General features: G+C 76.0%; 26 protein-coding genes. 14 read left to right on the top strand and 12 right to left on the bottom strand.

The annotated features are described in order from the left end of the window. Nucleotides 1–502 precede the first annotated feature (502 nt). Entirely contained in the window at nt 503–1,336 is an 834-nt protein-coding gene (locus BLS21_RS07610; protein ID WP_091215945.1) for an alpha/beta fold hydrolase, read from the bottom strand. 215 nt (nt 1,337–1,551) lie between these two features. Between BLS21_RS07610 and idi the strand changes: the two genes are divergently transcribed. Beyond that, nucleotides 1,552–2,103: an isopentenyl-diphosphate Delta-isomerase gene (gene idi / locus BLS21_RS07615; RefSeq protein ID WP_091215946.1), complete on the top strand. Its 552-nt coding sequence runs from the start codon at nt 1,552–1,554 to the stop codon at nt 2,101–2,103. A 13-nt stretch (nt 2,104–2,116) separates the two neighbouring features. Here idi and BLS21_RS07620 read toward each other — a convergent pair whose 3' ends face one another. Continuing rightward, nucleotides 2,117–2,731 (bottom strand): maleylpyruvate isomerase N-terminal domain-containing protein, encoded by a 615-nt coding sequence (locus BLS21_RS07620; RefSeq protein WP_091215949.1) that lies wholly within the window; start codon nt 2,729–2,731, stop codon nt 2,117–2,119. A gap of 199 nt (nt 2,732–2,930) precedes the next feature. Between BLS21_RS07620 and BLS21_RS07625 the strand changes: the two genes are divergently transcribed. The 7 genes from BLS21_RS07625 to BLS21_RS07655 all read left to right on the top strand — a co-directional run bounded on the left by BLS21_RS07625 (nt 2,931) and on the right by BLS21_RS07655 (nt 7,879). Further along, complete coding sequence (locus BLS21_RS07625) at nt 2,931–3,746, top strand: polysaccharide deacetylase family protein (RefSeq protein ID WP_175479479.1); 816 nt, start codon at nt 2,931–2,933, stop codon at nt 3,744–3,746. A gap of 74 nt (nt 3,747–3,820) precedes the next feature. Then, a complete protein-coding gene (locus BLS21_RS07630; RefSeq protein WP_091215954.1) occupies nt 3,821–4,600 on the top strand; it encodes an SDR family NAD(P)-dependent oxidoreductase in 780 nt (259 codons plus the stop codon). 27 nt (nt 4,601–4,627) lie between these two features. Further along, complete coding sequence (locus tag BLS21_RS07635; protein ID WP_091215956.1) at nt 4,628–4,912, top strand: hypothetical protein; 285 nt, start codon at nt 4,628–4,630, stop codon at nt 4,910–4,912. A gap of 98 nt (nt 4,913–5,010) precedes the next feature. Further along, nucleotides 5,011–5,418: a four-helix bundle copper-binding protein gene (locus tag BLS21_RS07640; protein WP_091215959.1), complete on the top strand. Its 408-nt coding sequence runs from the start codon at nt 5,011–5,013 to the stop codon at nt 5,416–5,418. Nucleotides 5,419–5,694: 276 nt separating this feature from the next. After that, entirely contained in the window at nt 5,695–6,339 is a 645-nt protein-coding gene (locus BLS21_RS07645; RefSeq protein ID WP_091215962.1) for a dihydrofolate reductase family protein, read from the top strand. Between the two features lie 342 nt (nt 6,340–6,681). Then, on the top strand, nt 6,682–7,029 hold the full coding sequence (locus BLS21_RS07650; RefSeq protein WP_091215964.1) for a RidA family protein: 348 nt from the start codon (nt 6,682–6,684) through the stop codon (nt 7,027–7,029). A gap of 379 nt (nt 7,030–7,408) precedes the next feature. Next, nucleotides 7,409–7,879 carry a VOC family protein gene (locus BLS21_RS07655; RefSeq protein ID WP_175479480.1) on the top strand — a complete coding sequence of 157 codons (471 nt, stop codon included), beginning with the start codon at nt 7,409–7,411 and terminating at the stop codon, nt 7,877–7,879. Nucleotides 7,880–8,016: 137 nt separating this feature from the next. Here the strand turns inward: BLS21_RS07655 and BLS21_RS07660 are convergent, their stop codons facing one another. From BLS21_RS07660 to BLS21_RS07670, 3 genes are all read right to left on the bottom strand, one after another. Next, a complete protein-coding gene (locus tag BLS21_RS07660; RefSeq protein WP_091216486.1) occupies nt 8,017–10,332 on the bottom strand; it encodes a SpoIIE family protein phosphatase in 2,316 nt (771 codons plus the stop codon). Next, entirely contained in the window at nt 10,329–10,955 is a 627-nt protein-coding gene (locus BLS21_RS07665) for a biliverdin-producing heme oxygenase (protein WP_091215968.1), read from the bottom strand. Before BLS21_RS07665 ends, BLS21_RS07660 begins: the two co-directional genes overlap by 4 nt. A gap of 65 nt (nt 10,956–11,020) precedes the next feature. Next, nucleotides 11,021–12,148: a PucR family transcriptional regulator gene (locus BLS21_RS07670; protein ID WP_091215972.1), complete on the bottom strand. Its 1,128-nt coding sequence runs from the start codon at nt 12,146–12,148 to the stop codon at nt 11,021–11,023. 123 nt (nt 12,149–12,271) lie between these two features. Here BLS21_RS07670 and BLS21_RS07675 point away from each other — a divergent pair, with 123 nt between their 5' ends. The 4 genes from BLS21_RS07675 (at nt 12,272) to BLS21_RS07690 (ending at nt 18,253) form a co-directional block, all read left to right on the top strand. Next, nucleotides 12,272–13,207, top strand: coding sequence for a proline dehydrogenase family protein (locus tag BLS21_RS07675; RefSeq protein WP_091215975.1), 936 nt, complete (start codon nt 12,272–12,274; stop codon nt 13,205–13,207). Between the two features lie 11 nt (nt 13,208–13,218). Beyond that, the gene (gene pruA, locus BLS21_RS07680) at nt 13,219–14,844 is read left to right on the top strand and encodes an L-glutamate gamma-semialdehyde dehydrogenase (protein WP_091215978.1); all 1,626 of its coding nucleotides are present in this window, start codon (nt 13,219–13,221) and stop codon (nt 14,842–14,844) included. Between the two features lie 294 nt (nt 14,845–15,138). Further along, a complete protein-coding gene (locus BLS21_RS07685; RefSeq protein ID WP_091215979.1) occupies nt 15,139–16,689 on the top strand; it encodes a zinc ribbon domain-containing protein in 1,551 nt (516 codons plus the stop codon). 1 nt (nt 16,690) lies between these two features. Further along, on the top strand, nt 16,691–18,253 hold the full coding sequence (locus BLS21_RS07690; RefSeq protein ID WP_091215981.1) for a serine/threonine-protein kinase: 1,563 nt from the start codon (nt 16,691–16,693) through the stop codon (nt 18,251–18,253). Between the two features lie 79 nt (nt 18,254–18,332). Here the strand turns inward: BLS21_RS07690 and BLS21_RS07695 are convergent, their stop codons facing one another. Further along, nucleotides 18,333–18,959: an FHA domain-containing protein gene (locus BLS21_RS07695; RefSeq protein WP_217636035.1), complete on the bottom strand. Its 627-nt coding sequence runs from the start codon at nt 18,957–18,959 to the stop codon at nt 18,333–18,335. 180 nt (nt 18,960–19,139) lie between these two features. Here BLS21_RS07695 and BLS21_RS07700 point away from each other — a divergent pair, with 180 nt between their 5' ends. Next, nucleotides 19,140–20,465, top strand: a complete 1,326-nt coding sequence (locus BLS21_RS07700; protein WP_175479481.1) for a S1 family peptidase — start codon at nt 19,140–19,142, stop codon at nt 20,463–20,465. Between the two features lie 68 nt (nt 20,466–20,533). Here the strand turns inward: BLS21_RS07700 and BLS21_RS07705 are convergent, their stop codons facing one another. Continuing rightward, entirely contained in the window at nt 20,534–21,070 is a 537-nt protein-coding gene (locus BLS21_RS07705) for a DUF488 domain-containing protein (RefSeq protein ID WP_091215987.1), read from the bottom strand. A gap of 24 nt (nt 21,071–21,094) precedes the next feature. After that, complete coding sequence (locus BLS21_RS07710) at nt 21,095–21,757, bottom strand: class I SAM-dependent methyltransferase (protein ID WP_217636036.1); 663 nt, start codon at nt 21,755–21,757, stop codon at nt 21,095–21,097. A gap of 119 nt (nt 21,758–21,876) precedes the next feature. Here BLS21_RS07710 and BLS21_RS07715 point away from each other — a divergent pair, with 119 nt between their 5' ends. Then, nucleotides 21,877–23,034, top strand: a complete 1,158-nt coding sequence (locus tag BLS21_RS07715; protein WP_091215990.1) for an MFS transporter — start codon at nt 21,877–21,879, stop codon at nt 23,032–23,034. Between the two features lie 110 nt (nt 23,035–23,144). Here BLS21_RS07715 and BLS21_RS07720 read toward each other — a convergent pair whose 3' ends face one another. The 4 genes from BLS21_RS07720 to BLS21_RS07735 form a co-directional block, all read right to left on the bottom strand. Further along, entirely contained in the window at nt 23,145–23,492 is a 348-nt protein-coding gene (locus BLS21_RS07720) for a hypothetical protein (protein WP_245700152.1), read from the bottom strand. 134 nt (nt 23,493–23,626) lie between these two features. Further along, complete coding sequence (locus tag BLS21_RS07725) at nt 23,627–24,445, bottom strand: ABC transporter permease subunit (RefSeq protein WP_091215995.1); 819 nt, start codon at nt 24,443–24,445, stop codon at nt 23,627–23,629. Further along, nucleotides 24,442–25,359, bottom strand: coding sequence for an ABC transporter ATP-binding protein (locus tag BLS21_RS07730; protein WP_091215999.1), 918 nt, complete (start codon nt 25,357–25,359; stop codon nt 24,442–24,444). The genes BLS21_RS07725 and BLS21_RS07730 overlap by 4 nt, the downstream gene beginning before the upstream one ends. Before the next feature lie 182 nt (nt 25,360–25,541). Next, complete coding sequence (locus BLS21_RS07735) at nt 25,542–26,690, bottom strand: FAD-dependent oxidoreductase (protein ID WP_091216002.1); 1,149 nt, start codon at nt 26,688–26,690, stop codon at nt 25,542–25,544. Nucleotides 26,691–26,693 lie beyond the last annotated feature (3 nt).

The following is a 26,693-nucleotide window of genomic DNA, read 5'->3' on the forward strand; positions in this document are numbered from 1 at the left end:
TCCCTGTTTTGGTTCTACGGGTGTAGAAAGTCGGCGTGAGCCACGTTACAGCCGTCGTCTCCAAAGGTGAAGAGGTCGTGCGAAAGTCGAACTGCACGCCCGTGACGGGGGTCCTCCGGTGGGGCGCGGTCCTGGTCGCCGTGACCTCGGCGGCGTGTCACGTGCTGGCCCTCACCTCGGGTCCGACGCCGTCGTCCGTGCACGTCGTCGTCCTGCTGGCGATGGGGATGGGGTGTCTGCCCTGCGCCATGCACCTGGCGGTGCTGCCCCGGCGACGGGCGTGGGCGCAGATGGCCGTCGTCTCGGCCGCCGTGCTCGCGGGACACCCGGTGCTGTCCGCGGCCTCGGGTGCGGCTCACCACGCCCCGGCGGTGTCGGCCGGTGGCCGGGCGCTCGACGTGGCGCTCGTCGTCGGCCCCGTCGTGGGACTGGTCCTGGCCGTCGCGGGCCTGGTGCTGGGGCGGACCCCGGCGGCGGCTCCTCCCCGCCTGCGGTCGCCCGGTCAGCCGTGCGCGCGGACGTGCTCGGTGACCAGCTCGGAGACCCGTCCGGGCGCCAGCTCGGGGAGGAAGTGGGGAACGCCCTCCAGCACCTCGAGCCGGTAGGGGGCGTCGACGAACCGGCGGGTCTGCTCGGTGGCGGCGCGGCCGAGGGCGACGTCGCGGGTGCTCCACAGGTGCAGCGTCGGCACGCGGACCGTGCCCACCGGGTCGCGGGCGTCGAAGGGCAGGGCGCGGTACCAGGCCAGGGCCGCGGTGAGCGCGCCCGGTTCCTGCATCCGCCGCGCGTAGTGCGCGGACAGCTCGGGCGGCAGGCCGCTGGTCTGCAACATCCGGCGCAGCGCCGCGGCGTCCCCGGCCAGCAGCAGCCGCTCGGGCAGCACCGGCAGTTGGAACAGCCCCATGTACCACGAGCGCAGTGCCTGGTCGCTGGTGACGAAGGCCCGGGCCATCGCTGCCGGGTGCGGCACCGACAGGGCGCTCAGCGTGCGGACCCGCTCCGGGTGCCAGGCCGCCAGCGCCCACGCGACGAGGCCGCCCCAGTCGTGCCCGACGACGTGCGCGCTGCCGAGCCCGGCGGCGTCGAGCAGCGCCAGGACGTCGGCGGTCAGCTCCCGCAGCCGGTAGGCCGCGCGCCCGGAGGGGCGGGCGCCGGGGGAGTAGCCGCGCTGGTCGGGGGCGAGGGTGCGCAGGCCGGCGGTGCGCAGCTGGTCGGCGACGGCGGTGAAGGCGGCGGCGTCCTGCGGGAAGCCGTGCAGCAGGACCACCGGGGCGCCGTCCGCGGGGCCGCCGTCCCGGACGTCGAAGACCAGACCGTCGCGCGTGAAGCTGTCCACCCGCAGACCGTGCCCGCGGGGTCGTGCCCGCGCCAGTCGGTGACGGGACGGTGGGGTCGAGGCGGGGCGGCAACCGTGGTGATCATCGCGGAGCGCGGCTCCTGGCCGTGGTGGGTCGAGGAGGGGCAGGCCGGAGGGCTCCGCGACGAGGCGCCGGGTGGGCTCGGCGCGGGACGATCACGGCGCCGCGGCGGGGAGAGCCCGGCGGGACGACAATGTCCTCCGTGGTCACCTCGGAGGAGCTCATCGTCCTGCTCGACGACGACGGGGCGGCGATCGGCACGATGCCCAAGCCGTTGGTGCACCACGGCGAGACACCGCTGCACCGGGCCTTCTCGGCGTACCTCTTCGACGACGCCGGCCGGCTGCTGGTCACCCGCCGCGCCGAGGGGAAGCAGACCTTCCCGGGCATGTGGACCAACACCGTCTGCGGGCACCCCGGCCCCGGCGAGGACGACGCGGCCGCGATCGCCCGTCGCGCCGCCTTCGAGCTGGGCCTGCAGGTCGACCGGCTGCGCCCGGCGCTGCCCGGCTACCGCTACCGCGCGGAGTTCCGTGGCGTCGTGGAGAACGAGATCTGCCCGGTCTACCTCGGCGGCTTCGCCGGCACCCCCGCGCCGGACCCGGACGAGGTCGGCGAGTGGGAGCTGCTGGACTGGGCGACCTTCCGCGAACGCCAGGAGTCCGAGGACGGCGACGCGTGGTCGCCGTGGTGCCGCGAGCAGGCCCGCCTCATCGAGGAGGCGGGGCTGGTCCCGGTCGGCTGACCGTCCGGCCGCGTCAGAGCACCGAGAAGCCCGCGGGGAGGCCCGCCCGGCCGGTGAGGGCGAGGAGGAGCGGGCCCGCGAGGCCGTCGGAGACGGCGAGGTCGGCGACCAGCCGCAGCGCCTGGGCCGCGGCCGTCGCCGGGACGTCGAGCGGCGCCTCCAGCGCGGTGGCGAGGTCCGCGGTGTGGACCGCCAGCTCGAACGTGCGCGTGGGCAGGTAGTCCGCCAGCCGCATGCCGCCCGCGATCGTCGTCAGCAGCTCCGTGCCGTCCTGCGCCTCGACGAGCGGCAGCACGCGCGCGGCGATCTCCGCCACGCCGGCCGCCGGATCGCTGCCCAGGGCGGCCCCGGCGTCCCGTCCGCGCGCCGCCACGGCCGGATCGGCCGCCACCGCCCGCGTCGCCCGGACGTAGTCGCCGGCCGAGGCGAGGTCGACCGTCGCGGCCGGACGGGCGAGGTACGCCTCGACCGTCAGGAGCGAGCGGCTCGTGTGGCCCACGAGGGCGCGGACGTCCCACTCGCCCAGGGCGGGCCGGGACCACCGGTCGCCGACGAGGGCGGTCGTCCCGACGAACCACTGCGCGGCGTCGGCGAACGCCCGCCGCGAGTCGTCCCATGTGACGTCCATGCGGGCGACGCTAGCGCCGGGGCGGCCGGGCGCGGGCGGCCCACGAGCGGCCGGTGGAGCGTGCGCCCCGAGCCGCCGAGCACGGCTGGTGACCGCGGGGGCACGGGTGGTACCGGCCACCCGGGAGGCCCCGTGTCGTTGCGCGGGGCCTCGTGTCGCTGCGCGGAGCGCGCCCGGGGTGCTCCCTAGCGTCCGCCGCATGGAGCGTCGTCGGTTCCTCCTCTTCCTCGCCGCCGGGCTGGCGGGCACGGCCGTGGGCCAGGGCACGGCCGGGCTGGTCGACCCCACGCGGGCGCCGGTGAGCACCGCCGCGGCCGCCGAACCGGTCGCACCGCCAGCGCTGCCCGCCGTGCTGCCCGCGCCCACCGGCGTCGTCGACCAGCTGCCGGGGGACGGCACGTCGCTCGCGCTGACCATCGACGACGGCACCAGCTCGGAGGTCGTCGGGTCGCTGTGCCGGTTCGCCCGGGACAGCGGCGTCCGGCTGACGTTCTTCCCCAACGGCCGCTACTCCTCCTGGGAGGAGAACGGCGACGTGCTGCAGCCGCTGATCGACTCCGGGCAGATCGCCATGGGCAACCACACCTGGTCGCACCCCGACCTGACCACGCTCTCCGACGACCAGGTGGCCGAGGAGATCGGCCGCAACCGGGACTGGATCGAGAGCGCCTTCGGCATCCGCACCCCGTTCCTGCGGCCGCCGTTCGGCGCGCACGACGAGCGGGTCCAGCGGATCAGCGCCGAGCTCGGGCACCCGACCGTCGTCATGTGGAACAGCACGCTGGAGGACAACCGGCTGCTCACACCCGCCGAGCTGGTGGACGCCGCCGACCGGTGGTTCACCGCGCAGGCCGTCGTGGTCGGCCACGCCAACCAGCCCACCATCACCCAGGTCTACGACGAGCTGCTGGAGCTGATCGCCGAGCGCGGGCTGCAGACCGTGACGCTGGCCGACGTGTGGGGGACCGGGCTCGGCGGGGTGCGGGCGGCGTCGGGGAGGGCGACCACCGTGTGATCGTCCGACCTGCGACGGGCGGCGGCATCCACCAGGCTGGTCGGGAACACCACGACCGACAGACGGAGGAGCGGATGGCCGACAGCAGGGCGTTGCAGGGGCGGGTGGCCCTGGTCACGGGCGGGGCGAGCGGACTGGGCCGGGCCACCTGCGTGGCACTGGCCGAGGCCGGCGCGCACGTGGCCGTCGCCGACATCGACGAGGGCGGCTCCAAGGGCACCGCGGAGCTGGTGGCCGACGCCGGTGGGTCCGCGGAGGTCGTCGCGCTCGACGTGACCGACGACGCCAGCCGCCGCGCGGTGGTCGCGCAGCTCTTCGACGCCCACGGCGACGCCTTCGACATCCTGGCCAACGTCGCCGGCATCGACCGGCCCGGCTACATCACCGACATCGACCTCGCGGACTACCAGCGGGTGCAGGCGGTGAACTGCGAGGGGCCGGTCTTCCTCACCAGCGAGTTCATGAAGCGGGTGCAGCACCTGCCCGAGGGGCGCACCGCCGACGTGGTGCACATCGTGAGCCTCTCGGCGATCACCTCCGGCAGCGGCGCGATCGCCTACAACGGCTCCAAGGCCGGCTTCCTCAACGCCACCAGGTGCATCCAGCGGGAGCTGCGCGAGAAGGCGGTGAAGGGCGAGGACGGCGTCGAGCGGCCCTTCCCGTGCCGCGTGCAGGCGGTCATCCCCGCGGCCATGGACACGCCGATGATGGAGCAGTGGGGCATCCCGGCCCACCTGATGATGCCGCCGTCGGCGGTCGCGGAGATGGTGCGCTACCTGGTGACGCTGCACCCGGCGGCCTTCGTGCCGGAGATGCAGATCGTGCCGCGCCTGGAACCGAACTTCCCCCGCTGACCCGCCAGCCGGCCCGAGGAGACGACGATGACCAGCCCGGACGACCTCGACCCCGACTCGGCCATGGCGAGCGGGTCGGACGCCGGTGAGCCCGGGGAGCACCTGGGCACCGGCGACCTCACCGACGACGAGCGGCGGGTGCTCGAGGAGCTCGAGCGCGACGCCCCGGCCGGCCGTGACGACGACGACCTCGCCGACGACGCCGTCGTGCGTGCGGCCGAGGACGAGGCGCCGCTGCCGGGGGAGGGCGGCGACCAGGGCGACGGGCTCAGCGCCCGGTTCAGCTCCCCGCCGGGGGAGGGCGAGGCCTGAGGCGGGTTCCCCGGCGACCGGCCGGGGAGCCCGCACGGGTACCGCGCGGCGTGGGTAGGGGGGCGGGGTCAGTGTCGTCGACGACGGAGGACCGACCCGTGACCGTTGCCAGCCAGATGCTCGAGACCTACCCGGCCGACCTCGGGGGTGTCGACAAGCAGAAGCTCACCGCGTGCATCGAGGCGTGCTTCGAGTGCGCCCAGTCGTGCACGGCCTGCGCCGACGCCTGTCTCAGCGAGGAGATGGTCGCCGAGCTGACGACGTGCGTCCGCACCAACCTCGACTGCGCCGACGTCTGCGACACCACGGGGCGGGTGCTCTCCCGGCACACCGGCTACGACGCCAACCTGACCCGTGCGGTCCTGGAGGCCTGCGCCGCGGCCTGCAAGGCCTGCGGTGACGAGTGCGCTCAGCACGCCGACATGCACGAGCACTGCCGCGTCTGCGCCGAGGCCTGCCGGCGCTGCGAGACCGCCTGCCGCGAGCTCGTCGACTCCCTCGGCTGAGCGGCTCCTCGGGGCAGCACGCCCCTCGACCGCAGCGGGATCCGTTGCGGAGGTCGACGTCGGGCTCGCCTCCGGCTCTGGGACGACGGCGGCGTGGCCCAGACCCGCGTGACCCTCACGAGGTCGGCACGGCCCGTTCGCTCGTGGATCGGCACGTACCGCAGGAGGATCCGCCACCGGACGTCGCCTCACCGGAGTCGTGAGTCGCGATGAGTCCGGCCCTGCGGAGCGGTCGAGAGCAGCGACCGATGGCACGTCAGGAGGGAGCGGGTGGGAATGGCGCAACTGGTGCGAGTGCACAACTTCATGGTCTCCAGCGACGGCTACGGCGCCGGTGAGGGACAGAGCCTGGAACGCCCGTTCGGCCACGCCGACCCCGCTCAGCTCGGCGCCTGGGCCTTCGCGACGGCCAGCTGGCCCAACCGGAGCGACCCAGGAGGGAGTCGCGGTCTGGACGACTACATGGTCCGAGACTTCCACCGCAACATCGGTGCCGAGATCATGGGCCGGAACAAGTTCGGCCCGCAGCGCGGTCCCTGGGCCGACCACGAGTGGCAGGGCTGGTGGGGCCGGCAGCCGCCGTTCCACACGCCGGTCTTCGTCATGACCCACCACGAGCGGCCCTCCTTCCGCCTGTCCGACACGACCTTCCACTTCATCGGCGGCGAGCCGGCCGCCGTGCTGCGACGAGCGTTCGAGGCGGCCGAGGGCAAGGACGTCCGGTTGGGCGGTGGCGCGACCACCATCCGGCAGTTCCTCGACGCCGACCTCATCGACACCCTGCACATCGCCGTCGCCCCGGTGCAGCTCGGCGCCGGGTCCCGGCTGTGGAGGTCCCCCGAGGAGCTCCGCGACCGGTACCACCACGACGTCGTGCCCAGTCCCAGCGGCGTCGTCCACCACCTCTTCTGGCGGCGCTGATGGCGCCCGTGGGAGGAACCCGCACCGGACGCCGTGAGCGTCTCCACTCAGCACGTCGGGCGATCACCGCAGAGGATCGGCTCGCGACACCCAGGTCGAGCCGCTTCGCCCTCGCACCGCGGTGTTCGGGTCCGACCGACGCGGCACTGGTCCTGCGGAACGGTCCGCCGTCCCGACCGTGGCAGACGGAGGGGCCGCATGGAGGGATGACCTGGCCCGTCCACCCGCTGCACACGGAGGTGGCGGAGCCGAGGGTCGGCGCGCACGCGTGTCTTCCGAGCTGCGACCCGCAGACTGGTGCATCGACCGGTGGCCGCACCACGACGACAGACGGAGGCAGGCATGAGCGGACCCCTTCCTCTACGGCCCGGGGTCGCCGCCGGCGGCTGGCTGGCGGTCTCAGGCCAGGTCGGGCTCGAGGACGGCGCCCTCGCCGATGGGGTACGAGCGCAGACGGCGCAGGCGCTGGCGAACCTGCGCCAGGTCGTGGAGTCGCACGGCGCCGGGTTGACCGACGTGGTCAAGACCAATGTCTTCCTCGTCAGCATGGATGACTTCGCGGTCATGAACGAGGAGTACGCGAAGGTCTTCGGCGACGAGCCACCGGCTCGGTCGGCGGTCGCCGTCCACCAGTTGCCGCTCGGCGCGCTGGTCGAGATCGAGGCATGGGTACACCTGCCCGGTCACTGACCCCATCCGGGGTCGTCCACGTCCCTCGGAGGTGGTGCTGTCTCCCCGGAGGCCGCCATGGGCGACCCGCTTCCCGGCTGGTCCTCCCCGTCCCGGCGCTCGCAGGGCGTGACCAGGTAGGGCCCCAGCGGCCGGTCGGCCCGCGCGATGCGGAGCGTGCAGGCCATGGGGGCCGCGCTGCGCCGAGCGCTCCTGCGCGGCAGCCGGGACCGGTCAGCCCGCTCCGCGCCGTCCTGCCGGCCCCGCCCTGGCCCGCTCTGCGCCCGACGCGCTCGCTCGACAGGAGGACGGCGTCCGAGCCGGGATCCACCGACGAGTTCCGCCGGCTGCGCCGGTCCACCCGGACGTACGCCGTCGAGCCACCGTCTGGAGACCCAGCATGACCGATCCCGCACACCCCGGCCGCATGCTGTTCGTGAACATCCCCGTAGCGGACCTCGAGCGCAGCAAGGCGTTCTTCGCCGAGCTCGGGTTCAGCTACAACCCGGTGTTCACCGACGAGACCGCCGCCTGCATGCCGGTCGGCGAGCACGCCTTCGTCATGCTGCTCAGCCGGGAGAAGTTCGCGGAGTTCTCGAAGCTGCCGATCGCCGACCCCGCCACACACGCGTTGGCGCTGTACTGCTTCAGCGTGTCGTCCCGCGATGAGGTCGATGCAGTCGGCGCCGCTGCGCTCGCGGCGGGCGGCCGCGAGGCGGATGGCGCCGAGGACCACGGCTTCATGTACTCACGGAGCTTCTTCGACCTCGACGGCCACGGCTGGCAGGTCATGTGGATGGACCCGGCGGCGGTGGAGCAGGGCCCCGAGGCGTTCGCGGCGTCCGTGCAGGACGCCGACGCTCCGGCCTGACCCGCCCCCACGTCCCGCACGTGCGCCGTCGTCGTGCGGAACGGGCAGCGGGCGAGCCGCTTCGGCAGACGGAGCGGCAGGTGGTCGCAGGCCTGATCCGTGACCACGACCAGGACCGGTGCTGAGCGGGTCCTCTTTCAGCCGCGCAGCCGGACGGCGACCAGCGCGACGTCGTCCTCGGCGCCCTCGGGCAGCAGCCGGCCGATCAGCTCGTCGCAGGCCACCTCGAGCGGCCGGTCCCGGACGGCGACCAGCTCGTCGGCCAGCCGCTCCACGCCGTCGTCGAAGCCCTGGTCGCGCCGCTCGACGAGGCCGTCGGTGTAGAGCAGCAGCGTCGAGCCGGGCTCCAGCACGGCCTCGGACTCGGTGCGCTGTGCCGCCGGGTCCACTCCCAGCAGCAGCTCGGCGCGCGGCGTGGTCAGCGCGAGCACGCCGTCGCCGGGGTCGGCGAGCAGCGGCGGCAGGTGCCCGGCGCTCGACCAGCGCAGCCGGGCGCCGCCGGTCGCAGGCTCCGGGGTCAGCAGACCGACGAGCACGGTGGCCATGGCGTGCAGCCCGAGCCCCGCGACGGCGGAGTCGAGCCGGCGCAGCACCGTGGCCGGACCGTCCGCGCTGCCGTAGGCGATGCCGCGCAGCAGGCCGCGCAGCTGTGCCATCACGGCCGCCGCCTCGGTGTCGTGGCCGACGACGTCCCCGATGACGACGACCGTCGACCCGTCGGGCTGCTCGAACACGTCGTACCAGTCGCCGCCGACCTGGGTCTCGGTCGTGGCCGGCACGTACCGGACGGCGACGTCGAGGGAGGCCGACTCCGGCGGCTCGGTGAGGTGGCTGCGCTGCAGGAGCTCCGCGGCGCGCACCGCGCGTCGCGACCGCGCGTAGAGCGCCTCGAGCAGGTGGGTGCGCAGCTCGCCGACCTCGGCGAGCTCCTGCGCCGTCCAGGGGTCGGAGCGGTCCCGGACGGTCTCCCGCCACCGCTCGAAGCTCTTGCGCGGGCTCAGCCGGACCGAGTCGCCCTCCCGCTCGGCGATCGCCTTGTTGTGCGGGTCGCCGCCCCAGTCGACGGTGCGCCGGGCCTCGGCGCGGTGCCAGAGCACGTACTGGCCCTCCGGCAGCGGCAGCACGAGCACCCCGCAGGCCACCTCGCACGGCACCTGCAGTTCCGGGGCGTGCCGGGGCAGCGAGTCGGTGGCGACGACCTCCTCGCCCCGGGCGGCGGCGGCCCAGGTCGCGATCGCGTCGGCGGTGGCCTCGGGCAGCGTGGTGCCGCGGGCGCCACGGTGGCGCTGCAGGTGCACCACGACGCCGTCGGCCGGCAGCAGGTCGAGCAGGCCGGGCGAGCCGAGCAGCGTGTCGGCCAGCGGGCGGTCCTCGTCGAGGGTGGCCGCGGTCAGCCAGGCCAGGGTCGAGCGCACCTGCAGCGCGCGGTGCACCTCGTCCTCCTCGGCGCGGTCGACCAGGCGCAGTGACAGCGTCGAGCCGAGGAACTCCGCGGCCGCCCGGGTGGCGTAGGGCGGAGCGTGCGGACCGGAGTAGTGGTGGCAGGCGATGAGGCCCCACAGCCGGTCGTCACGCAGCAGCGAGACCGACATGGAGGCGCGCACCCCCATGTTGTGCAGGTACTCGACGTGGATCGGCGAGACGCTGCGCAGCGTGGAGAAGGTCATGTCCAGCGGCGTCCCCGTCGAGGGCACCAGCGCCGGGCGCAGCGGCACCGGCCGGTAGTCGACGTCGGAGATCAGCCGGATCCAGTTCTTCTCGTACAGCGCCCGCGCCTGCGCCGGGATGTCGGAGGCCGGGTAGTGCAGGCCGAGGAAGGAGTTGAGCTCCTCGGCCTTGGCCTCGGCGACGACCTCGCCGTTGTACTCGGCGTCGTAGCGGTAGACCATCACGCGGTCGAAGCCGGTCAGCTCGCGCACCGCCTGCGCGGTGGTGTCGTAGAGCTCCTGCAGCGAGGTCGCCCGGTTGAGCTCGCCGACCGTGCCGCGCACCGCCTGGTAGGTGTTCGGGAACGAGAACGGGCGGGGACCGCGGGCCGGTTCGAGCTCGACGACCAGCAGCGCCGTCGACGGGGGGACGCCGTCGCCGGTGCCGGTGAGCGCGCGGTGCAGCAGCGCGTCGACCGGCACCGGGCTGCCCCCGACGTCGAGGGTGAGCTCCACCGGGTTGCGCTCCCGCAGGTCGCCGAAGGCGCTGGCCGAGCGGGCCACCGCCCCGGCCGCGGCCACCCCGAGGACGTCGGACAGCCGCCGGCCCAGCGCGTCGGCGGGGTCCACGCCCACCAGGTCGGCGAGGTTCTCCGACACCTGCTCGACGACGAGGTCGGGCTCGGTGACCGCGAGCAGCACGCCGCGCGGCTGGATGCTGCCGGGGACGTGGATCGGCTCGCGCTCGCAGTTGGAGAGGTCGACCGGCGTCCCCGCCGGCAGCAGCTCGACCTCGGGGCTGCTCACGCCGGGGCCCCGACCGGCGCGCACCAGGCGGCCAGCGCGGTGAACGTGGCCCGCGCCGCGCCGACCACCCGGCCGGCGTCGCCGCCGGCGGCGACCCGGTCGCGGGTCACCCGGCGGAAGGCGTGCCACATGGCGCCGGTCTCGGCGCCGTACGGGGAGAAGGCGCCGAGCCGGACGTCGGGGCCGAGGGTCGGCAGCGTGGCGAGGTGGCGGGAGATGAAGGTGCCGCCGAGCGTGGAGCCCTCCAGGACGTAGAGGCGGCCCAGGGCCTGGTCGGTGTCCTCGACGGCGGGCAGGTCGGGCAGGGGCGCGGGACCGGGCTCGGCGCCCAGGGCGCGCAGGTCCTCGGCGAACAGGTGCGCCCGGCGCCGCTGCGACCAGGCGACGGTCTCGGCGTCCGCCGGCCAGCGGCGGGCCCACGCGTCCAGGCCCGCCTCGGCAGCGGTCCAGAACGCGTGCAACCGGCCGAGGACGGCGACCAGGCGGTCGCGGTCCAGCTGGTCGTCCATGAGGCCGAGCGTCGTCTCCACCTGCTCGTGCTCCGCCGCCGTGGCCGTGCGCAGTTCGGTGAGGACGTCGGCGCTCCGCGTGTGTCGAGGCGACGCCTCTCCTGCAGCACCCATACCGGTTCCGAGACTAGGTGACTCCCCGCGCTCCGGCGCGCGCGGACGGCGGTGTGTGGGGCCGGTCACGACACGGGGAGCCGGGCGCGGCGCAGCGAGGCGTGCAGCAGCAGCCGCGCGTCGCCGTCGGCCAGGTCCAGGCCGGTCAGCGCCTCGATCCGCCCGAGCCGGTGGTACAGCGTCTGCCGGTGCACGTGCAGGGTCGCGGCGGCGCGCGCGGGGCTGCACCCGGCGTCCAGCCAGGTCTCGGCGGTGGCGGTCAGCACGGGGTCGCCCAGCAGCGGGCGGACGGCGGGGTCGGGGCCGGGCAGCGCCGCCACCAGCCGCCACCCGCCCAGCTCGCCCCAGTGCGCCACGGGCGAGAAGCGCGGGACGGCGGCGGCGACCTGCGCGGCGGTGCGCGCCTGCTCCCACCGCTCGGGCAGCCGATCGGCTCCGGCGCCCACGGCGGAGAGCCCCGCGGTGCTCCCGGGCGGCAGGCCGGCCAGCGCGGCGGCGGTGACCGCGGCGGCCGGGCGCAGGTCCGCCGGGCCGGGCAGCGGGACCGCGACGGCCACCAGCCCCGCGCCGGGCAGCACGGCGCTGACCGCACCCGCGGCCGGCGCCCGCCACGGCGAGGGCAGCCCCGCACCGGCCGGCCGCAGCGCCACGAGCAGCACCGGGGTCCGCTCGCCCCAGGCCGCGGTGAGCGTGCGGACCGCCGACACCTGCGCGTCGGGTGCGCCGGTGAGCGCGGTGGCCAGCGGGCGGGTCAGGTCGCCGGCGTCCTCCTCCCGCTCGGCCAACAGCCGCCCGGCCTCGGCGGCCAGCTCCACCGCCGCGGCGAGCGCGGGGTCGTCGGCGGCGGGGTCGGTGCGCCCGCCGTCGAGCAGCCACAGGTAGCCGCGGGTGCGCCCGGCGTGCCGGACCGGCAGCACCAAGCGGGTGAGGATGCCGGCGTCCGGGTCTCCCGGCGTGCGCAGCGGGCCCTCGGCGACCGCGATGCCGAAGTCCTCGAACCAGCGCCGGGTCTCCGGCGTCGACCCGCGGCCGAGGATCGAGCGGGTGCGCACGGCGTCCATCACGGGCGTCTCGGCGCCGTCGACCGGGTGGGCGCAGAAGGCCAGCAGGGTGAACTCGGCGTCCTCGAGGGTCGCCGGGGCGCCGAGCAGTCCCGCGACCCGGTCGACCAGCTCCTGCAGCTCGTCACGCACGCCGTCGTCCTCCTGTACAGGTGTATGACCCCGGATGGCGGGAACCGTACGTCTGTCGCTGGTCGTCCGGACCGGGGCTGCCTAGCGTCGGAGACGTCCGGTCCCCGGTGTCGGAGGTGGCTCGTGCTCTCCCAGAAGACCCTGCTGCTCGGCGCCTCGCGGCGCCCGGGCCTGCGCCGGCTCGTCACCGGCACCCCGGCCACCCGACGGGTCGTCGACCGGTTCGTCGCCGGGGAGGACCTCCACGACGTGCTGTCCGTCGTCCGCCGGCTCACCGCCGAGGGGCTCGCGGTGACCCTCGACCACCTCGGTGAGGGCGTGACCGACCGGGCCGAGGCGGTGCGCTCCCGCGACGCCTACCTGGCGCTGCTGGACGGGCTGGCGCCGCTGCGGCTGGGTCGTGCGGCCGAGGTGTCGGTGAAGCTGTCGGCCTTCGGCCAGGCGCTGCCCGGCGGCGGCACCGACCTGGCGCTGGAGCTGGTCCGCCCGGTCGCCGAAGCCGCGTCGGCGATCGGCACCACGGTCACCCTCGACATGGAGGAGTCGACCACCGTCGACTCCACCCTCAGCGTCCTCGCGGAGCTGCGCCGCGACCACCCCGGCACCGGCGCCGTGCTGCAGGCCGCGCTGCACCGCACGGAGGACGACGCCGCCGCGCTGGCCGTCCCCGGGTCGCGGGTGCGGCTGGTCAAGGGCGCCTACGACGAGCCGCCGTCGGTCGCCTGGCAGTCCCGCGCCGACGTCGACGCCGCCTACGCCCGGTGCCTCGGCGTCCTCATGCGCGGCCCCGGCCACCCGATGGTCGGCTCGCACGACCCCCGCATGGTGGACCTCGCCCAGCGGTTGGCGGCCGAGTACGGCCGGACGCCGGACTCGTGGGAGGTCCAGATGCTGCACGGCATCCGGACCGACGAGCAGCGTCGGCTGACCGCCGAGGGCCTGTGCGTGCGGACCTACGTGCCCTACGGCGCCGACTGGTACGGCTACTTCATGCGCCGGCTGGCCGAGCGCCCCGCGAACCTGCGCTTCTTCCTGCGCTCCCTCGTCAGCACCAACTGAAGGGAAGTCCCATGGACGCCGTCACCAACGTCCCCCCGCCGCGCAACGAGCCGGTGCTCACCTACGCCCCCGGCTCGTCGGAGCGCGCCGCGCTGCAGCAGCGCCTCACCGAGCTGGCCGGCGAGCCGCTCGAGCTCACCATGACGATCGGCGACGAGCAGCGGATGGGCGGCGGCGAGCGCTTCGACGTCGTCCAGCCGCACCGGCACGCCGCCGTCCTCGGCACCGCCGCGAACGCCACCCACGCCGACGCCGAGGAGGCGGTGGCCTGCGCCAAGGCGGCCGCCCCCGCGTGGCGCGACCTGTCGTTCGACGACCGGGCCGCGGTGTTCCTGCGCGCCGCCGAGCTGCTGTCCGGGCCGTGGCGGCAGACGCTCAACGCCGCCACGATGCTCGGCCAGTCGAAGACCGCCTACCAGGCCGAGATCGACTCGGCCTGCGAGCTGATCGACTTCTGGCGCTGGAACGTGCACTTCGCCCGCGAGATCGTGTCCGCGCAGCCGGTCTCCTCGCCGGGTGTGTGGAACCGCAGCGACCACCGGCCGCTCGAGGGGTTCGTCTACGCCGTCACGCCGTTCAACTTCACCGCGATCGCCGGCAACCTGCCGACCGCGCCGGCGCTCATGGGCAACACCGTCGTCTGGAAGCCCGCGCCCACCCAGCAGTTCGCCGCGCACTTCGTCATGCGGCTGCTGGAGGCCGCCGGGCTGCCCCCGGGCGTCATCTCGATGGTCACCGGCGACGGGGCCGCCGTCTCCGACGTGGCGCTGGCCGACCGGGACCTCGCCGGCATCCACTTCACCGGCTCGACGGCGGTGTTCCAGATGCTGTGGCGGCGGGTGGGGGAGAACATCGCCTCCTACCGCGGCTACCCGCGCATCGTCGGCGAGACCGGCGGCAAGGACTTCGTCGTCGCGCACCCCTCGGCCGACGTCGACGTGCTGCGGACGGCGCTGGTGCGCGGCGCCTTCGAGTTCCAGGGGCAGAAGTGCTCGGCGGCCTCGCGGGCGTACGTCCCGCGGTCGGTCTGGGGGCGGCTGCGCGACGACCTGGTCGGGGTCACCGAGTCGCTGTCGATGGGCGACGTCACCGACTTCTCCAACTTCATGGGCGCGGTGATCGACCGGAAGTCGTTCTCCAAGCTCTCCGGCGTCATCGACCGGGTGGACGACGACCCGGCGCTGTCGATCGTGGCCGGCGGACAGGCCGACGACAGCGAGGGCTTCTTCGTCCGTCCGACCGTCATCGAGGGCACCGACCCCGAGCACGAGGTCTTCACCACCGAGTACTTCGGGCCGATCCTCGCGGTGCACGTCTACGACGACGCCGACTACGACACCGTGCTCACCCAGATGGAGTCGGCGGCGCCCTACGCGCTCACCGGCGCCGTCATCGCCGAGGACCGCGCCGCCATCGCGCACGCGCAGCACGTCCTGCGGTTCGCGGCGGGCAACTTCTACGTCAACGACAAGCCCACCGGCGCCGTCGTCGGCCAGCAGCCCTTCGGCGGCGGGCGGGCCTCGGGCACCAACGACAAGGCCGGTGCGGCGCAGAACCTGCAGCGCTGGACGAGCACCCGGTCGATCAAGGAGACGTTCGTGGCGCCGACCGACCACCGCTACCCGCACATGGGCTGAAGACCCTCCCGCCCCCGCAGGCCGCGGGCGGGGCCTCCGACCAGGCCATCCGCGGTCGGGACGCCGGGGAGGGGCCCGGGGGCGGAGCGTGACGGCGTGCTCAACGGGCGACCGGCCTGCTGGTTCCCGTCCCGCGGGGCCTTGGCAACGGTCGACGGCGGCGGGACCGTGCCGGGCACTTCGGCCCAGCCAGTACTGCACCGGGGGCCGACCGGGGCGGGAGGCCGTGTCGTGGACCGTCGGCGTGAGGACCCACCGCGGCCGACCCACCCGAGGCGTCGGGCGGGACCGGAGGTGCCGGGCAGGCACCGGCGCCGGTGGTCCCGGGCGGCCGCGGTGTTCGCCCTCGCGTCGTCCCCCCTGCTCGCCGTGGGGACGGCGGGTGCCGCGGATGACCCGCCCGCGGCGGGCGCGGGCGTGGTCAGCGGTGTCGAGGGCTCGCGCGCGGCCGTCGTCCGGATCGAGGTCTCGGCGACCGCGGAGATCGCCCACATCGACCACTCCACCGGTGACGTCAACGTCATCCGAGGCAGGTACGAGGTACCGATCCGCAGCGCGTCGGGTGTCTTCACCTCCTCCGACGGGGTCATCGCCACCACCGGGCAGGCGCTCACCGTGACCGAGGACGACGTGGTCGTGTTCGCGGCGAACCGGCTCTTCCAGGAGGAGATGGGCACCGCGTTGGTGGGCAACGACGGCGACCTCGCCCGCCGCGCCGAGGCGGTCGACCAGTACTGGGCCCCGCACCTGCACCACTGCTACGACCAGGTCGAGCACTGCGTCCTGTTCTTCGTGCCGCAGTACACGGTGTTCCCGCACACCCGGGAGCCGACCAGCACACCGGCCGACCTGCTGCCGGTCCCCGACGGGCCCGCCGACGTGGGCCTGCTGCGCATCAGCGGCGGTGGCGGCACTCCGACCGCCGAGCTGGCGCCCCCCGACCAGCAGCTGCTCGAGCAGGGGCTCCTCACCGGGTTCACCGCGCCCCCGGCAGCGGAGCTGCCGCCCGGGGAGATGGCCGTCGCCGTCGACCCCGGGACCGCTGCGCTCTCCTCGGACGCCGACGTCGCGGCGGCACTGGCCGGTGGGATGACCGGCGGGCCGGTCCTCGACCCGGCGACCGGCGAGGTGACCGGCCTGGCCGCGACCGTCGGCGGGACGCCGACCGTGGTCCCGGTGCAGCGGCTGCACGAGGCGCTCGCAGCCGCCGGGACGCCGCCCGCCGGCTCGGAGTTCGACGCGGTGTTCCGCCGCGGCGTGGACCACCTGACCGCGGGGAACGCGAACGCCTCCGCGGCGAGCGCGTTCGAGGAGTCGCTGACGTACTACGACTCCGCGCTCGCGGCTCAGCACCTCCAGCGGGCCCAGGACACCGCCGGTGCCGAGGGGGCGGAGGACGCCACGGCCGCCGGGGACGAGGGGAGCGGCGGCTTCGGCACGCTCGGCCTCTGGATCGGGGCAGTGGGGCTCGTCCTGCTCCTGCTCGGCCTGGCGTTCCTCCTCCGCCGCCGCGGCCGCCGGCCCGGACACCGGCGGCCGCGCGGCACCCGGCCGGGGACGGGCGGGGTGCCGACCCCCGCGGCCCTGGCCGAGACCGCTGTGGCCGAGCGGCCCGAGCCGGCCCCGGTCCCGGCCACCCGGGGGGCGTCGGCCCCCACGGCACCGCAGCCGGGTGCCCGGTCGGCCCCGGCGCCGACGTACGAGCGGACGCAGCTCAAGCAGGCCCCGGCCCGGGAGCAGTCGGTGCCGCCGGCCCGGTCGGCGGCGGCGTTCTGCTCCGACTGCGGCGACCCCCTGCGCGAGCGGGCCCGCTTCTGCGCCGCGTGCGGCTCGCCGGTGCGCTGAGATGCGGCCGCAGCCGGCCCTGCTCGACCCGGGGACGTCGTTCGCCCACTACCGGGTGGACTCGGTCATCGGACGCGGCGGCATGGGCGTCGTCTATCTCGCCCACGACGTCCGGCTGGACCGGAAGGTGGCGCTGAAGCTGCTGGCCCCCGAGTACACCAGCCACGAGAACTTCCGCGCCCGCTTCCTGCGCGAGTCCCGGCTGGCCGCCGCCGTGGACCACCCGAACATCATCCCGATCTACGAGGCGGGCGACGCCGAGGGACAGCTCTTCCTCGCCATGCGCTACGTGCCCGGGTCCGACCTGCGCACCGAGCTGGACCGGCGCACCCGGCTGCCGCTGCCCGAGGCGCTGGACCTGCTGCACCAGGTGGCCGACGCCCTCGACGCCGCGCATGCCGCGGGGCTGGTCCACCGCGACGTCAAGCCGGGCAACGTCCTGGTCGACGAGCGCTCGCGGCAGGGACACCGGCACGCCTACCTGACCGACTTCGGGCTGACCCGCCGGTCGACGTCGATCTCCGGGCTGACCACGAGCGGCCACTTCCTCGGCACGCTGGACTACGTCGCGCCCGAGCAGATCCGGGGTGACCCGGTCGACGGCCGTGCCGACGTCTACTCCTTCGCCTGCGTGGCCTACGCGGTGCTCGCCGGGCGCCCGCCCTTCGACGGGGAGGACGACGTCGCGCTGATGTGGGCGCACCTGTCGCGGGTGCCGCCGCGCGCGGCGACCCTCCTGCCCGAGCTGGCCGGCGGCGTCGACGAGGCGCTCGCCGCGGGACTGGCCAAGTCCCCCGAGGACCGCCCGGCGACGTGCGGGGCGCTGGTCGCCCTGATGGAGGCCGGGACGCCGTCCGGGCCCCCGGCTCCCTCCCCGTCGCAGGGACCCCCCGGCCCGCCGCCCGGCGACGAGGACCCGTCCCACCCGGGCGCGGTGGACGACGCGCCACGTCCGCGCTCCCGGCGCGGGTGGGCCGCGGCGCTGGCCGTCGTCGCGGCCCTGGTCGCCGTGGCCGTCGTCGTCGGCCTGCTCGCCTTCCGCGGCCGGGGCGAGGAGCTCACGACCTTCGCCGCCGAGGACATCCCCTACACGCTGGAGGTGCCGGCCGACTGGGTCGCCCGCACCCACGAGGCCGGCGCCAGCTCGGTCACCGTGCTGTCCCCGACGGACCTGACCGCGCTGTTCGCCGACGACCCGGCCGGGGTCCCGTCGGCGGCGGCAGCGGTCGACGCCGATCCCGCGGCGGTCGTGGGGCTGGCGATCTACCACCGGCCACGCCTGGACGGCGACTCCCCGGTGGCGCAGCTCCCGGCCGCGCAGGCGCTGCTCCCGGGCCGCGACGCGGACCTGCGCCCGGGGGAGCGGGAGGCGGTCGGGGACCTGGAGGCGAGCGCCATGAGCGGCACGCTCGGCCTCGGGGACGACGCCTCCCTGCAGGTGCGCGTCCTGGCGCTGGACTCGTCACCGCGGCAGCTGCTCGTCTTCTTCGCCCCGCCGTCGGTGTTCGCCGAGCGGGTGGACACCTTCGACCGGGTCGCCGGCTCCCTGGACGGCACCGGCTGAGGACGCGGACGGGGGTGTCGGCCCAGGACGCGCAGGACCCGGCCCCGTGGGCCGACCGCCGGCTCGGTCGGGAGCGGCGCTACAGGTCCCGGTCCCGCACGACGCCGCTCTGCAGCGCCCGCTCCACGAGCCGCAGGCGCTTCTGGTTGTGCGGCAGGTCCCCGACCCCGAACTTCGTGAACAGCGCTCTCAGATGGGTCTTCACGGCGTCCTCGCTGAGGAAGAGCTCGGCGCCGATCTGCTGGTTGGTCGTCGGCGTCGCGTAGGCGCCGCCGTGCTTGAACGGCCGGCACAGCGCCAGGAGCACCGCGCGCTGCGACTCGGTGAGGGCACCGAGCGTCGGCACGTCGGCGGCCACCCGCGTCGACTCGTCCCGCCGTGATGCGTACTCCCGGAAGGCCAGGAGGGTCCCCCCGACCCGGATGCCGTCACCGGCCCGCAGCCGCCGCCGTCCGGTGAGCCGCTCCCCGTTGACGTACGTCCCGTTCCGGCTGAGCCCGTCGTCGGCGATGGTCCAGGCGCCGCCGATCCACTCGAGCGTGGCGTGCAGACGGGAGACCTCCGCGTCCCACGTCAGGGCGAGGTCGTTCTCCGGCGACCGGCCCACGGTCAGCCGTGGCGCCGCGCCGGTCAGCACGAACTCGGCCGGGCGGCCGTCCGCGTCGGCGTAGCGCAGGAGTGGGCAGCTCAGCGCCCCGTCAGGCACGCGCCCATGATGCGGCGCGCCCCTCCCGACGGCAACGGCGCACACCGCCGCCCCAGGGGTGGGGCAGACGCCCCCGAGGGTGGGGCGATGCCCACCCCAGGGGTCCTGGAGCGGGCCGTCGGTGCGCCCGACGCTCGTCGTGTCGGGCTCGCCGAGCCCCCTCCGGAGAGGACCCCCGCCATGACCGCCAGCCTCCGCCGCCTGTCCCGGCGCACCCTCGCCACCGCCGTCCTGTCCGCGGCCACCGGAGCCGCGCTGCTGGCGACGACGCCGGTCGCCGCACTGGCCGACGAGCCGGGGAGCGGCTCGAGCCCGACCTCGCCGGCCGACGCGGAGAAGGCCATCGTCCACCTGCAGATCGAGTACCAGGCCCACGTCGAGTACCAGAGCGCGGGCCGGTGGGTCCGGTCGGCCGAGCCGGTCGTGCTCCCCGCGGGCCAGTGCTCCGGCTGGTTCGCCGACTCCTCCGGCCACATCGTGACCGCCGGCCACTGCGTCGAGGACGACCCCGCGGAGATCCGCAGCGAGGTCCTCACGACCTTCCTCGCCGACGCCGGCATCCCGCAGCCCCCGGCGCGGACCCTCGCCGGCTGGCGGGTCGTCGGCGTGCAGGGTGAGGCGGAGCCCACCCGCATCGTGCGGGCGTCCCAGCCGTCGACCGTGGAGGGCTCGGTCCTGGACGACTCGCTGACGGCCGAGGTGCTGGACTGGCGGTCCTTCCACGAGGGGGACGTCGCCCTGCTCAAGATCAACAACCTGGAGGAGTCGACGCCGTACCTGTCGGTCGCCACCGCACCGGCGGCGCCCGGCGACCAGGTGACCGCGATCGGGTACCCCGGCAACGTCCAGGACGTGACCGACGTCGACCGGCTGCGCGCCTCCTTCAAGAGCGGCACGGTGAGCTCGGTCCAGACCTCGCCCACGGGTGTCTCGACGACGGAGATCAACGCCGAGGTGGCCCCGGGGATGTCCGGCGGCCCCACCGTCGACACCGACGGCGCGGTCATCGGGGTGAACAGCTCCTACCTCGGCGACCTGCAGAACTTCAACTTCATCACCGACGGCACGGCGCTGCGCACCTTCCTCGAGCACCGCGGCGTCGACCTGCACCTCTCGTCCGGCGAGGGCGGGACCACCGGGGAGGGCACGTCCTCCCCGGCCCTGGACCCGGCCGCGGCCGCCCAGGGGGCCGACCCGTCGACGTGGCCCTACGCAGCCGGCGCCGGGGCACTGCTCGTGGCCGCCGGCGGGGTGTTCCTGCAGCGTCGCCGTCCGTCCCTGGCGACGGCGTCCGCGGCCTCCGAGGCCCCCGCGGCCGGTCGGCCCGCCCGCGCCGAGGCCCCCGCGGCCGGTCGGCCCGCCCGCGCCGAGGCCACCCGCTTCGTGGGACGTCCGGACGGGTTCGTGCTGAGCCGCACGCCGGTGGTGCGGCGGGCGACCTGCGCGCACACCGGCAACGCGCCGGGCACCCGGTTCTGCCGGGACTGCGGTCACCGGCTCGACTGACCGGCACCCGCCCACCACCTGACCGGCCCCGCCTCCCGAGGCGGGGCCGGTCGCCTGCGCGGCCGCGGTCAGGGGGGCGCTGCCGCCGGCCAGGACACCTCGCCGTCGGCGCCGAGCACCGCGCCGACCGACGGGACGTGCGGGGTCAGCCGGCCGTCGGGCATGAGGTGGTGCACCGGCACGCCGCGGCCGAGGACGGCGACGTCGGCGACGATCCGCCGGTGGCAGCGCCACCAGACGCTCTCGCTGCACATCACCGCCACGGTCGCCGTCGCCGCCTCGGCCAGCACCTCGTCGAGCGCCGCCGCGAACTCCGGCGTCCGGGTGTGCGCGGCGTAGGCGGCGAACTGGGCGACGGCCCACCAGCCGTCGGCGACGGGCTCGTCCTGCGGGAGCCGGCGGCGCCCGCCCAGCCGCGCGTCCCACCGGTAGCCGACGCCGGCGGTGGGCAGCCACCGCTCGAGCGCCTCCCGCCGGACGTCGGGGTTGCTGCGGCTGCCCGGGAACCGGCGGACGTCGACGACCAGCCCGACCCCCGCCCCGGTCAGCCGGGCGCCGAGACGGGTGCGGTCGTCGGGGCCGTGGCCGACGGTGAGCAGGGGCACGTCCCCTGCCTACCCCGCCCGCGGTCAGCCGGGGCGGCGGGCGAGGCCGAGCACGTGCGGCGTGGCCGGGAGGGTGAGGCGGGAGTCGGGGAACCGCAGGCGGCGCAGGGTCGTGACCTCGAACCCGGCGCGCTGGATCGAGCCGACCGGGTCGACGGCGGTGTGGCAGCCACCGGCCAGCAGCGGCCACAGGGTCGCGTCGGCGAGGCGTTGCGCCGCGCGCACCCGCCGGGTCGGGCCCAGGCCGTGCTCGAGGAAGGCCAGGGTCCCCCCGGGACGCAGCACGCGGGTGAGCTCGGCGAGCGCCCGGTCGCGGTCGGGCAGCGAGCACAGCACCAGGCAGAGCACGGCGGCATCGGCACCGCCGTCCGGCAGGGGCAGCGCCTCGGCGGTGCCGGCGACGACCGTGACCGGCACGGGCGCCGCCGCAGCCGCACGGGTGGCCAGGCCCCGGAGGTGCGGTTCGGGCTCGACCGCGGTCACCCCGGTCACCGCGGCCGGGTAGCGCGTGAAGTTGCGGCCGTTGCCGCAGCCGACCTCGACCACCGACCCGGACAGCGGCGCGAGCAGCTCGGTGCGCAGTGCGCCGAGGCCCTCGGCGTCCATCCCCTCGCTGATGCGGGCGTACAGGCGGCTGAACACCGGGCGGGGACGGTCCGTCGGCAGGACGCGCTGGCGTGCGGGCACCTCCGGATGGTGCACCGCCGTCGGCCGGCGCGGTGTTCGCGCGCCCCCGGCCCCGCGCCGGCCGGCCCGGCCGGTCATGCTGGTCGGCCGGGCCACGGGGACCGGTCGAGGGGAGCGGTGTGGCACAGGGGACGACGGGATCGCGGACGTCGCTGTGGCGGCTGCCGGCGGTGCGGGCGCTGGCCGGTGCGACGGTGCTGGGCTTCACCAGCTTCACCCTGACCCTGGCCTCGCTGCCCGCGTACGCGGTCGCGGGTGGCGCCGCCGCCGACACCGCCGGGCTGGTCACCGCGGTGTTCCTCGCGGTCACCGTCGCCGGGCAGTCGGTGGTGCCGGCGCTGACCGCGCGGTTCGGCGCGGGCCCGGTGCTGGCCGCCGGGCTCGTCGCCCTCGGCGCCCCTTCGCCGCTCTACGCGGTGGACGACGGGCTGCTCTGGCTCTCGGCGGTGTCCGCGGTGCGCGGCCTCGGCTTCGCGGTGCTCACCGTGCTCGGCGCGACGCTGGCCGCGCGGGTGGCCCCACTGGAGCGGCGCGGCGAGTCGATCGGCCTCTACGGGCTGGCGATCGCGGTGCCCAACCTGGCCTTCGTCCCGGCCGGGGTGGCGCTCGTGCTCGGCGGGCACGCGGCCTGGATGGCGTGGCTGGCCGCCGCGCCGGTGCTCGCGCTGCCGCTGGTGCCCGGTGTCGTCCGTGGTGTGCGCGCCGAGCCGCGCACCGGGACGTCGTCCTCCCGCGCCGCGGTGCGGGCCGCGCTGCCGCCGTCGGCAGTGCTGCTCGTGGTCACCCTCGCCGGCGGCGGGCTGGTGACCTTCCTGCCGATCGAGCGGCCCGACGGCGTCCTCGCGACGGCGACGCTGCTGGTCTTCGGCGTCACCGCGGCGGCCGGCCGCTGGCGGGCCGGCGTGCTCGCCGACCGGACGGGCACCCGGCTGCTGCTGCCGCTGGCCCTGCTCGCCTCGGCGGCCGGGCTCGTCGCCGTCGCGCTCGGGCTGGGCGCCGGCGCCGGCTGGGTCCTCGCCGGTGCCGCCGTCTTCGGCGCGGGCTACGGAGCGGTGCAGAACCTGACGCTGCTGACCGCCTTCGCCCGCGCCGGCGAGGGCGGGGCCACCGCCGCCAGCGCGATGTGGAACGCCTCGTTCGACGCGGGGACCGCCGTCGGCGCGCTCGTGCTCGGCCTCGTCGCGGCGGGGGTCGGGCTGCCGTGGACCTACGTCCTCGTGGCCGGGGCGCTGCTGCTCACCCTCCCGCTGGCGCGGGTGGCGACCCGCCCGGCGTGACCGGGCGGCCCCCCGCAGGGTCCCGCCGCCGGCCCCGTCCAGGGGCCCGCCCCGAGCCTGCGAGGGGTGGGGAGGACGGGGTCCTTCTCTGGTGGGGGGCCGGGGGTCCTTCAGCCGGCGACGCGGGCGGCGGCCTCGCGCAGCGCGCGGAGGACGAGGACCTCCTCGGCCGACCGGCGCAGCCAGGTGCGCAGCCCGTCGGGGTCGCCGCGGTGCCTGTCCCGCAGCTGCCCGAGGTTCAGCTGCCGGGTGCTGGCCTGCGCGCGCTGGGCCGGGGGGAGCTGCCGGCCGTGGGCGCGCGCGATCGTGGTCAGGCCGGCGCCGACGAACACCAGGTCGCGGATCTCGGTGATGCCGGCGAGCAGCTCGTCCACCCCGGCGGCGTCGTCGGCGGAGAGGCGGCGGACCAGTTCGTCGGCGGTCTCCCGACCAGCGGCCTGTGGGTCTGGGGCAGTCACCCGCACCATTGTCGTCGTCCGTGCGCGGGGAGTCCCGGCGCCCCCCGGCGATGATCATGGGGTCGTTGCCGACGGCGACGGCGTGCCCGACCGTGTCGCCTGCAACGCCCCCATGATCAACGGGGGATCGGGCGTCACGCGTCGCGACGGGCGAACACGACCGCGGCGAGCGCCAGGACGACGGCGACCTCGGCGACGAACACCGCGAAGCCCACCCACGGGTCGAGCAGCAGCGGGTTGAACGACTCCGGCGTCGCGATCCGCGACCCGGCGTTGCCCGGCATCAGCTTGGTCGCCCACTCGCCCCAGGCGCCGGGCAGCACCATCACCAGGTTGCCGACGACGAACACCAGGCCCAGCACGACGGCCAGCGCCGCGGCGGTGTGCCGTACCAGCAGGCCGACGCCGGCGGCGAACAGCCCGAGCCCGGCCATGTACAGGCCGCTGCCGAGGATCGACCGCAGCACGCCGTCGTCGGTCAGCGCCAGGCCGATGCCCTCGCGGTCGAGGAACCAGTTGCCGCCGAGGTAGCCGGCCAGCGCGGTCAGGGTGCCGGCGGCGAACAGCGTCGAGGCGAGCACCGCGGCCTTGGCCGCCAGCACCGCGCCGCGCCGCGGGGTGGCCGCGAGCGTCGCGCGGATCATCCCGGTCCCGTACTCGCTGGTGACCACGAGCGCGCCCAGGACGACGGCGGTGACCTGCGCGAACACCACCCCCCAGGTGACGAAGGCGCCCACCGGCTCGCCGACGTCCCCACGGGCCAGCGCCTCGGCGCTCAGCGCGCACACCAGCGTGGTCAGGCCGGCGCCCAGCCCGAGCATCGCGGCCAGCGACCAGGGCGTCGAGCGGACGGTCCAGAACTTGACCCACTCGGCCCGCAGCGTCGCCCCGGCGCCGGGCGCCGCCGGGGTCTCGGTCCGGGTCCAGGCGTGCGTGCCCACGGTCGCGGTCATCGGGAGGCTCCTGCGGGGGTGGCGGCGTACTCGACGCTGTCGCCGGTCAGGGTCATGAAGGCGTCCTCGAGCGAGGAGCGCACCAGGGTCAGCTCGTGCAGCAGCAGGCCGGAGCGGCCGACCAGCTCACCGACGGCGGCCGCCTCCAGGCCGCGCACCCGCAGCTCCCCGCCGTGCGCGGCGACGTCCAGGCCCTCGCGGCGCAGCAGGGTGGCGACCTGGTCGTGCTGCGGGCTGCGGACCCGCACGTGGGAGGCGGCGTGCTGGGCGACGAACTCCGCCGTCGAGCAGTCGGCCAGCACCCGGCCGCGGCCGATGACGACGAGGTGGTCGGCGGTCAGGGCCATCTCGGACATCAGGTGGCTGGAGACGAACACCGTGCGGCCCTCGGCGGCGAGGTCGCGGGCGAGGGTGCGCACCCAGCGGATGCCCTCGGGGTCCAGGCCGTTGACCGGCTCGTCGAGGACGACGACCGGCGGGTCGCCGATCAGCGCGGCCGCGATGCCCAGCCGCTGGCCCATGCCGAGGGAGAACCGGCCGACCCGCTGGTCGGCGACCGCGGTGAGCCCGACCAGGTCGAGCACCTCGTCGACGCGGGTCCGCGGGATGCCGTTGCTGGCCGCCAGCCAGCGCAGGTGGTCGCGTGCCGAGCGGCCCGGGTGCAGGGCGCGCGCCTCGAGCAGCGCGCCCACCTCGCGCAGCGGGGCGGGGTGGTCGGCGTAGCGGCGGCCGTTGACGGTGACGCTGCCCGAGGTCGGGCGGTCCAGGCCGAGGACCATCCGCATCGTCGTGGACTTCCCCGCGCCGTTGGGGCCGAGGAAGCCGGTCACCCGGCCGGGCTCGACGGTGAAGCCGATCCCGTCGACGGCGGTGCGGGGGCCGTAGGTCTTGGTCAGGCGGTGTGCGGCGATCACGGGGTCACCGGGCCGGGGGAGGTCGGGGAGGTCATGGCGTCGAGGCTCTCGGCCGCCGGCGCCCGCGGGTATCGGGGAACCCCCTGGACCGACCCTGACCGGTCCCTGATGCGGCGAGATCGCCGATCACGCACGCCTCCGACCCCGGGACCGCGCGAGGTCGCCGATCTCGCCGGGGACCGCTACGCCGAGCGGGGCAGGGCCGCCTCGGGGCGCAGCAGCCGGCGCAGCGCCACCGCGGCCTCCCGTCCGGCCCGGTTGGCGCCCACCGTGCTCGCCGAGGGGCCGTAGCCGACCAGGTGCACCCGCGGCTCCCCGGCCACGTGCGTGCCCTCCATCCGGATGCCGCCGCCGGGCCCGCGCAGCCCCAGCGGCGCCAGGTGGCCCAGCGCCGCGCGGAAACCGGTGGCCCACAGGACGGCGTCGGCGCGGACGAACCGGCCGTCGTCCCACGCCACGCCGTCGGGGGTGAACCGGTCGAACACCGGCAGCCGGGCGAGGACGCTGCGGGCGCGCGCCTCCCGCACCCAGGGCGTGACGACCAGCCCGGTCACGCCGACGACGCTGCCGGGGGAGCGGCCCTCGCGGACGGCGTCCTCGACCAGCGCGACCGCCGCCCGCCCCTCGTCGGGGCCGAACGGCGCCTCGCGCCAGACCGGTGGGCGCCGGGTCACCCAGGTGGTGTCGGCGACCTCGGCGATCTCCCCCAGCAGCTGCACCGCCGAGGCGCCGCCGCCCACCACGACCACCGACTGCCCGGCGAACTCCGCGGCGCCCCGGTAGTCGACCGGGGTCAGCTGGCGGCCGCGGAAGAGCTCCTGCCCGGGGTAGCGCGGCACGAACGGCCGGGTCCAGGTGCCGGTGGCGTTGACGACGGCGTCGGCGGTCCAGTCGCCGTCCGACGTCTCGACGCGGAAGCGGTCGTCCGGCCATGCCCTCCGGCCCGACTCCGCGCCGCGGTCCGCTCCTCGCGCGCAGAGCTCGCTGCGATGCTCCCTGCGGCTGTCGTCGGGCGCACGGCGGACGGCGCGCACCCGGACCGGCCGGTGCACCGGCAGGGCGAAGTGCCGCTCGTACTCGGCGAAGTAGGCGGGAACCGCGTCGGCGGCCGGCACGTCGTCCCCTGCCGGGGGGAACGGCAGGCCGGGCAGGTCGTGCACGTGGTGGGTGCGGGCCAGCGTCAGCGAGGGCCAGCGGTGCTGCCAGGCGCCCCCGGCGCGCTCCTCGGCGTCCAGGACGACGAGGTCGAGCCCCAGGCGGGCCAGGTGGTGCGCCGCGCTCAGCCCGGCCTGGCCGGCCCCGATGACGACGACCTCGACGTCCCTGCTCACGCG

Origin of the sequence: Geodermatophilus siccatus, assembly GCF_900103785.1 — a bacterium.
In the GTDB taxonomy this organism is placed as follows: Bacteria; Actinomycetota; Actinomycetes; order Mycobacteriales; family Geodermatophilaceae; genus Geodermatophilus; species Geodermatophilus siccatus.

Excerpts from the sequence above, each read along its gene's own strand:
- pruA (WP_091215978.1), top strand. The coding sequence starts at position 13,219 with ATGGACGCCGTCACCAACGTCCCCCCGCCGCGCAACGAGCCGGTGCTC.
- BLS21_RS07650 (WP_091215964.1), top strand. The coding sequence starts at position 6,682 with ATGAGCGGACCCCTTCCTCTACGGCCCGGGGTCGCCGCCGGCGGCTGG.
- idi (WP_091215946.1), top strand. The coding sequence starts at position 1,552 with ATGTCCTCCGTGGTCACCTCGGAGGAGCTCATCGTCCTGCTCGACGAC.
- BLS21_RS07635 (WP_091215956.1), top strand. The coding sequence starts at position 4,628 with ATGACCAGCCCGGACGACCTCGACCCCGACTCGGCCATGGCGAGCGGG.
- BLS21_RS07690 (WP_091215981.1), top strand. The coding sequence starts at position 16,691 with ATGCGGCCGCAGCCGGCCCTGCTCGACCCGGGGACGTCGTTCGCCCAC.
- BLS21_RS07645 (WP_091215962.1), top strand. The coding sequence starts at position 5,695 with ATGGCGCAACTGGTGCGAGTGCACAACTTCATGGTCTCCAGCGACGGC.
- BLS21_RS07630 (WP_091215954.1), top strand. The coding sequence starts at position 3,821 with ATGGCCGACAGCAGGGCGTTGCAGGGGCGGGTGGCCCTGGTCACGGGC.
- BLS21_RS07620 (WP_091215949.1), bottom strand. The coding sequence starts at position 2,731 with ATGGACGTCACATGGGACGACTCGCGGCGGGCGTTCGCCGACGCCGCG.
- BLS21_RS07665 (WP_091215968.1), bottom strand. The coding sequence starts at position 10,955 with ATGGGTGCTGCAGGAGAGGCGTCGCCTCGACACACGCGGAGCGCCGAC.
- BLS21_RS07700 (WP_175479481.1), top strand. The coding sequence starts at position 19,140 with ATGACCGCCAGCCTCCGCCGCCTGTCCCGGCGCACCCTCGCCACCGCC.
- BLS21_RS07655 (WP_175479480.1), top strand. The coding sequence starts at position 7,409 with ATGACCGATCCCGCACACCCCGGCCGCATGCTGTTCGTGAACATCCCC.
- BLS21_RS07725 (WP_091215995.1), bottom strand. The coding sequence starts at position 24,445 with ATGACCGCGACCGTGGGCACGCACGCCTGGACCCGGACCGAGACCCCG.
- BLS21_RS07625 (WP_175479479.1), top strand. The coding sequence starts at position 2,931 with ATGGAGCGTCGTCGGTTCCTCCTCTTCCTCGCCGCCGGGCTGGCGGGC.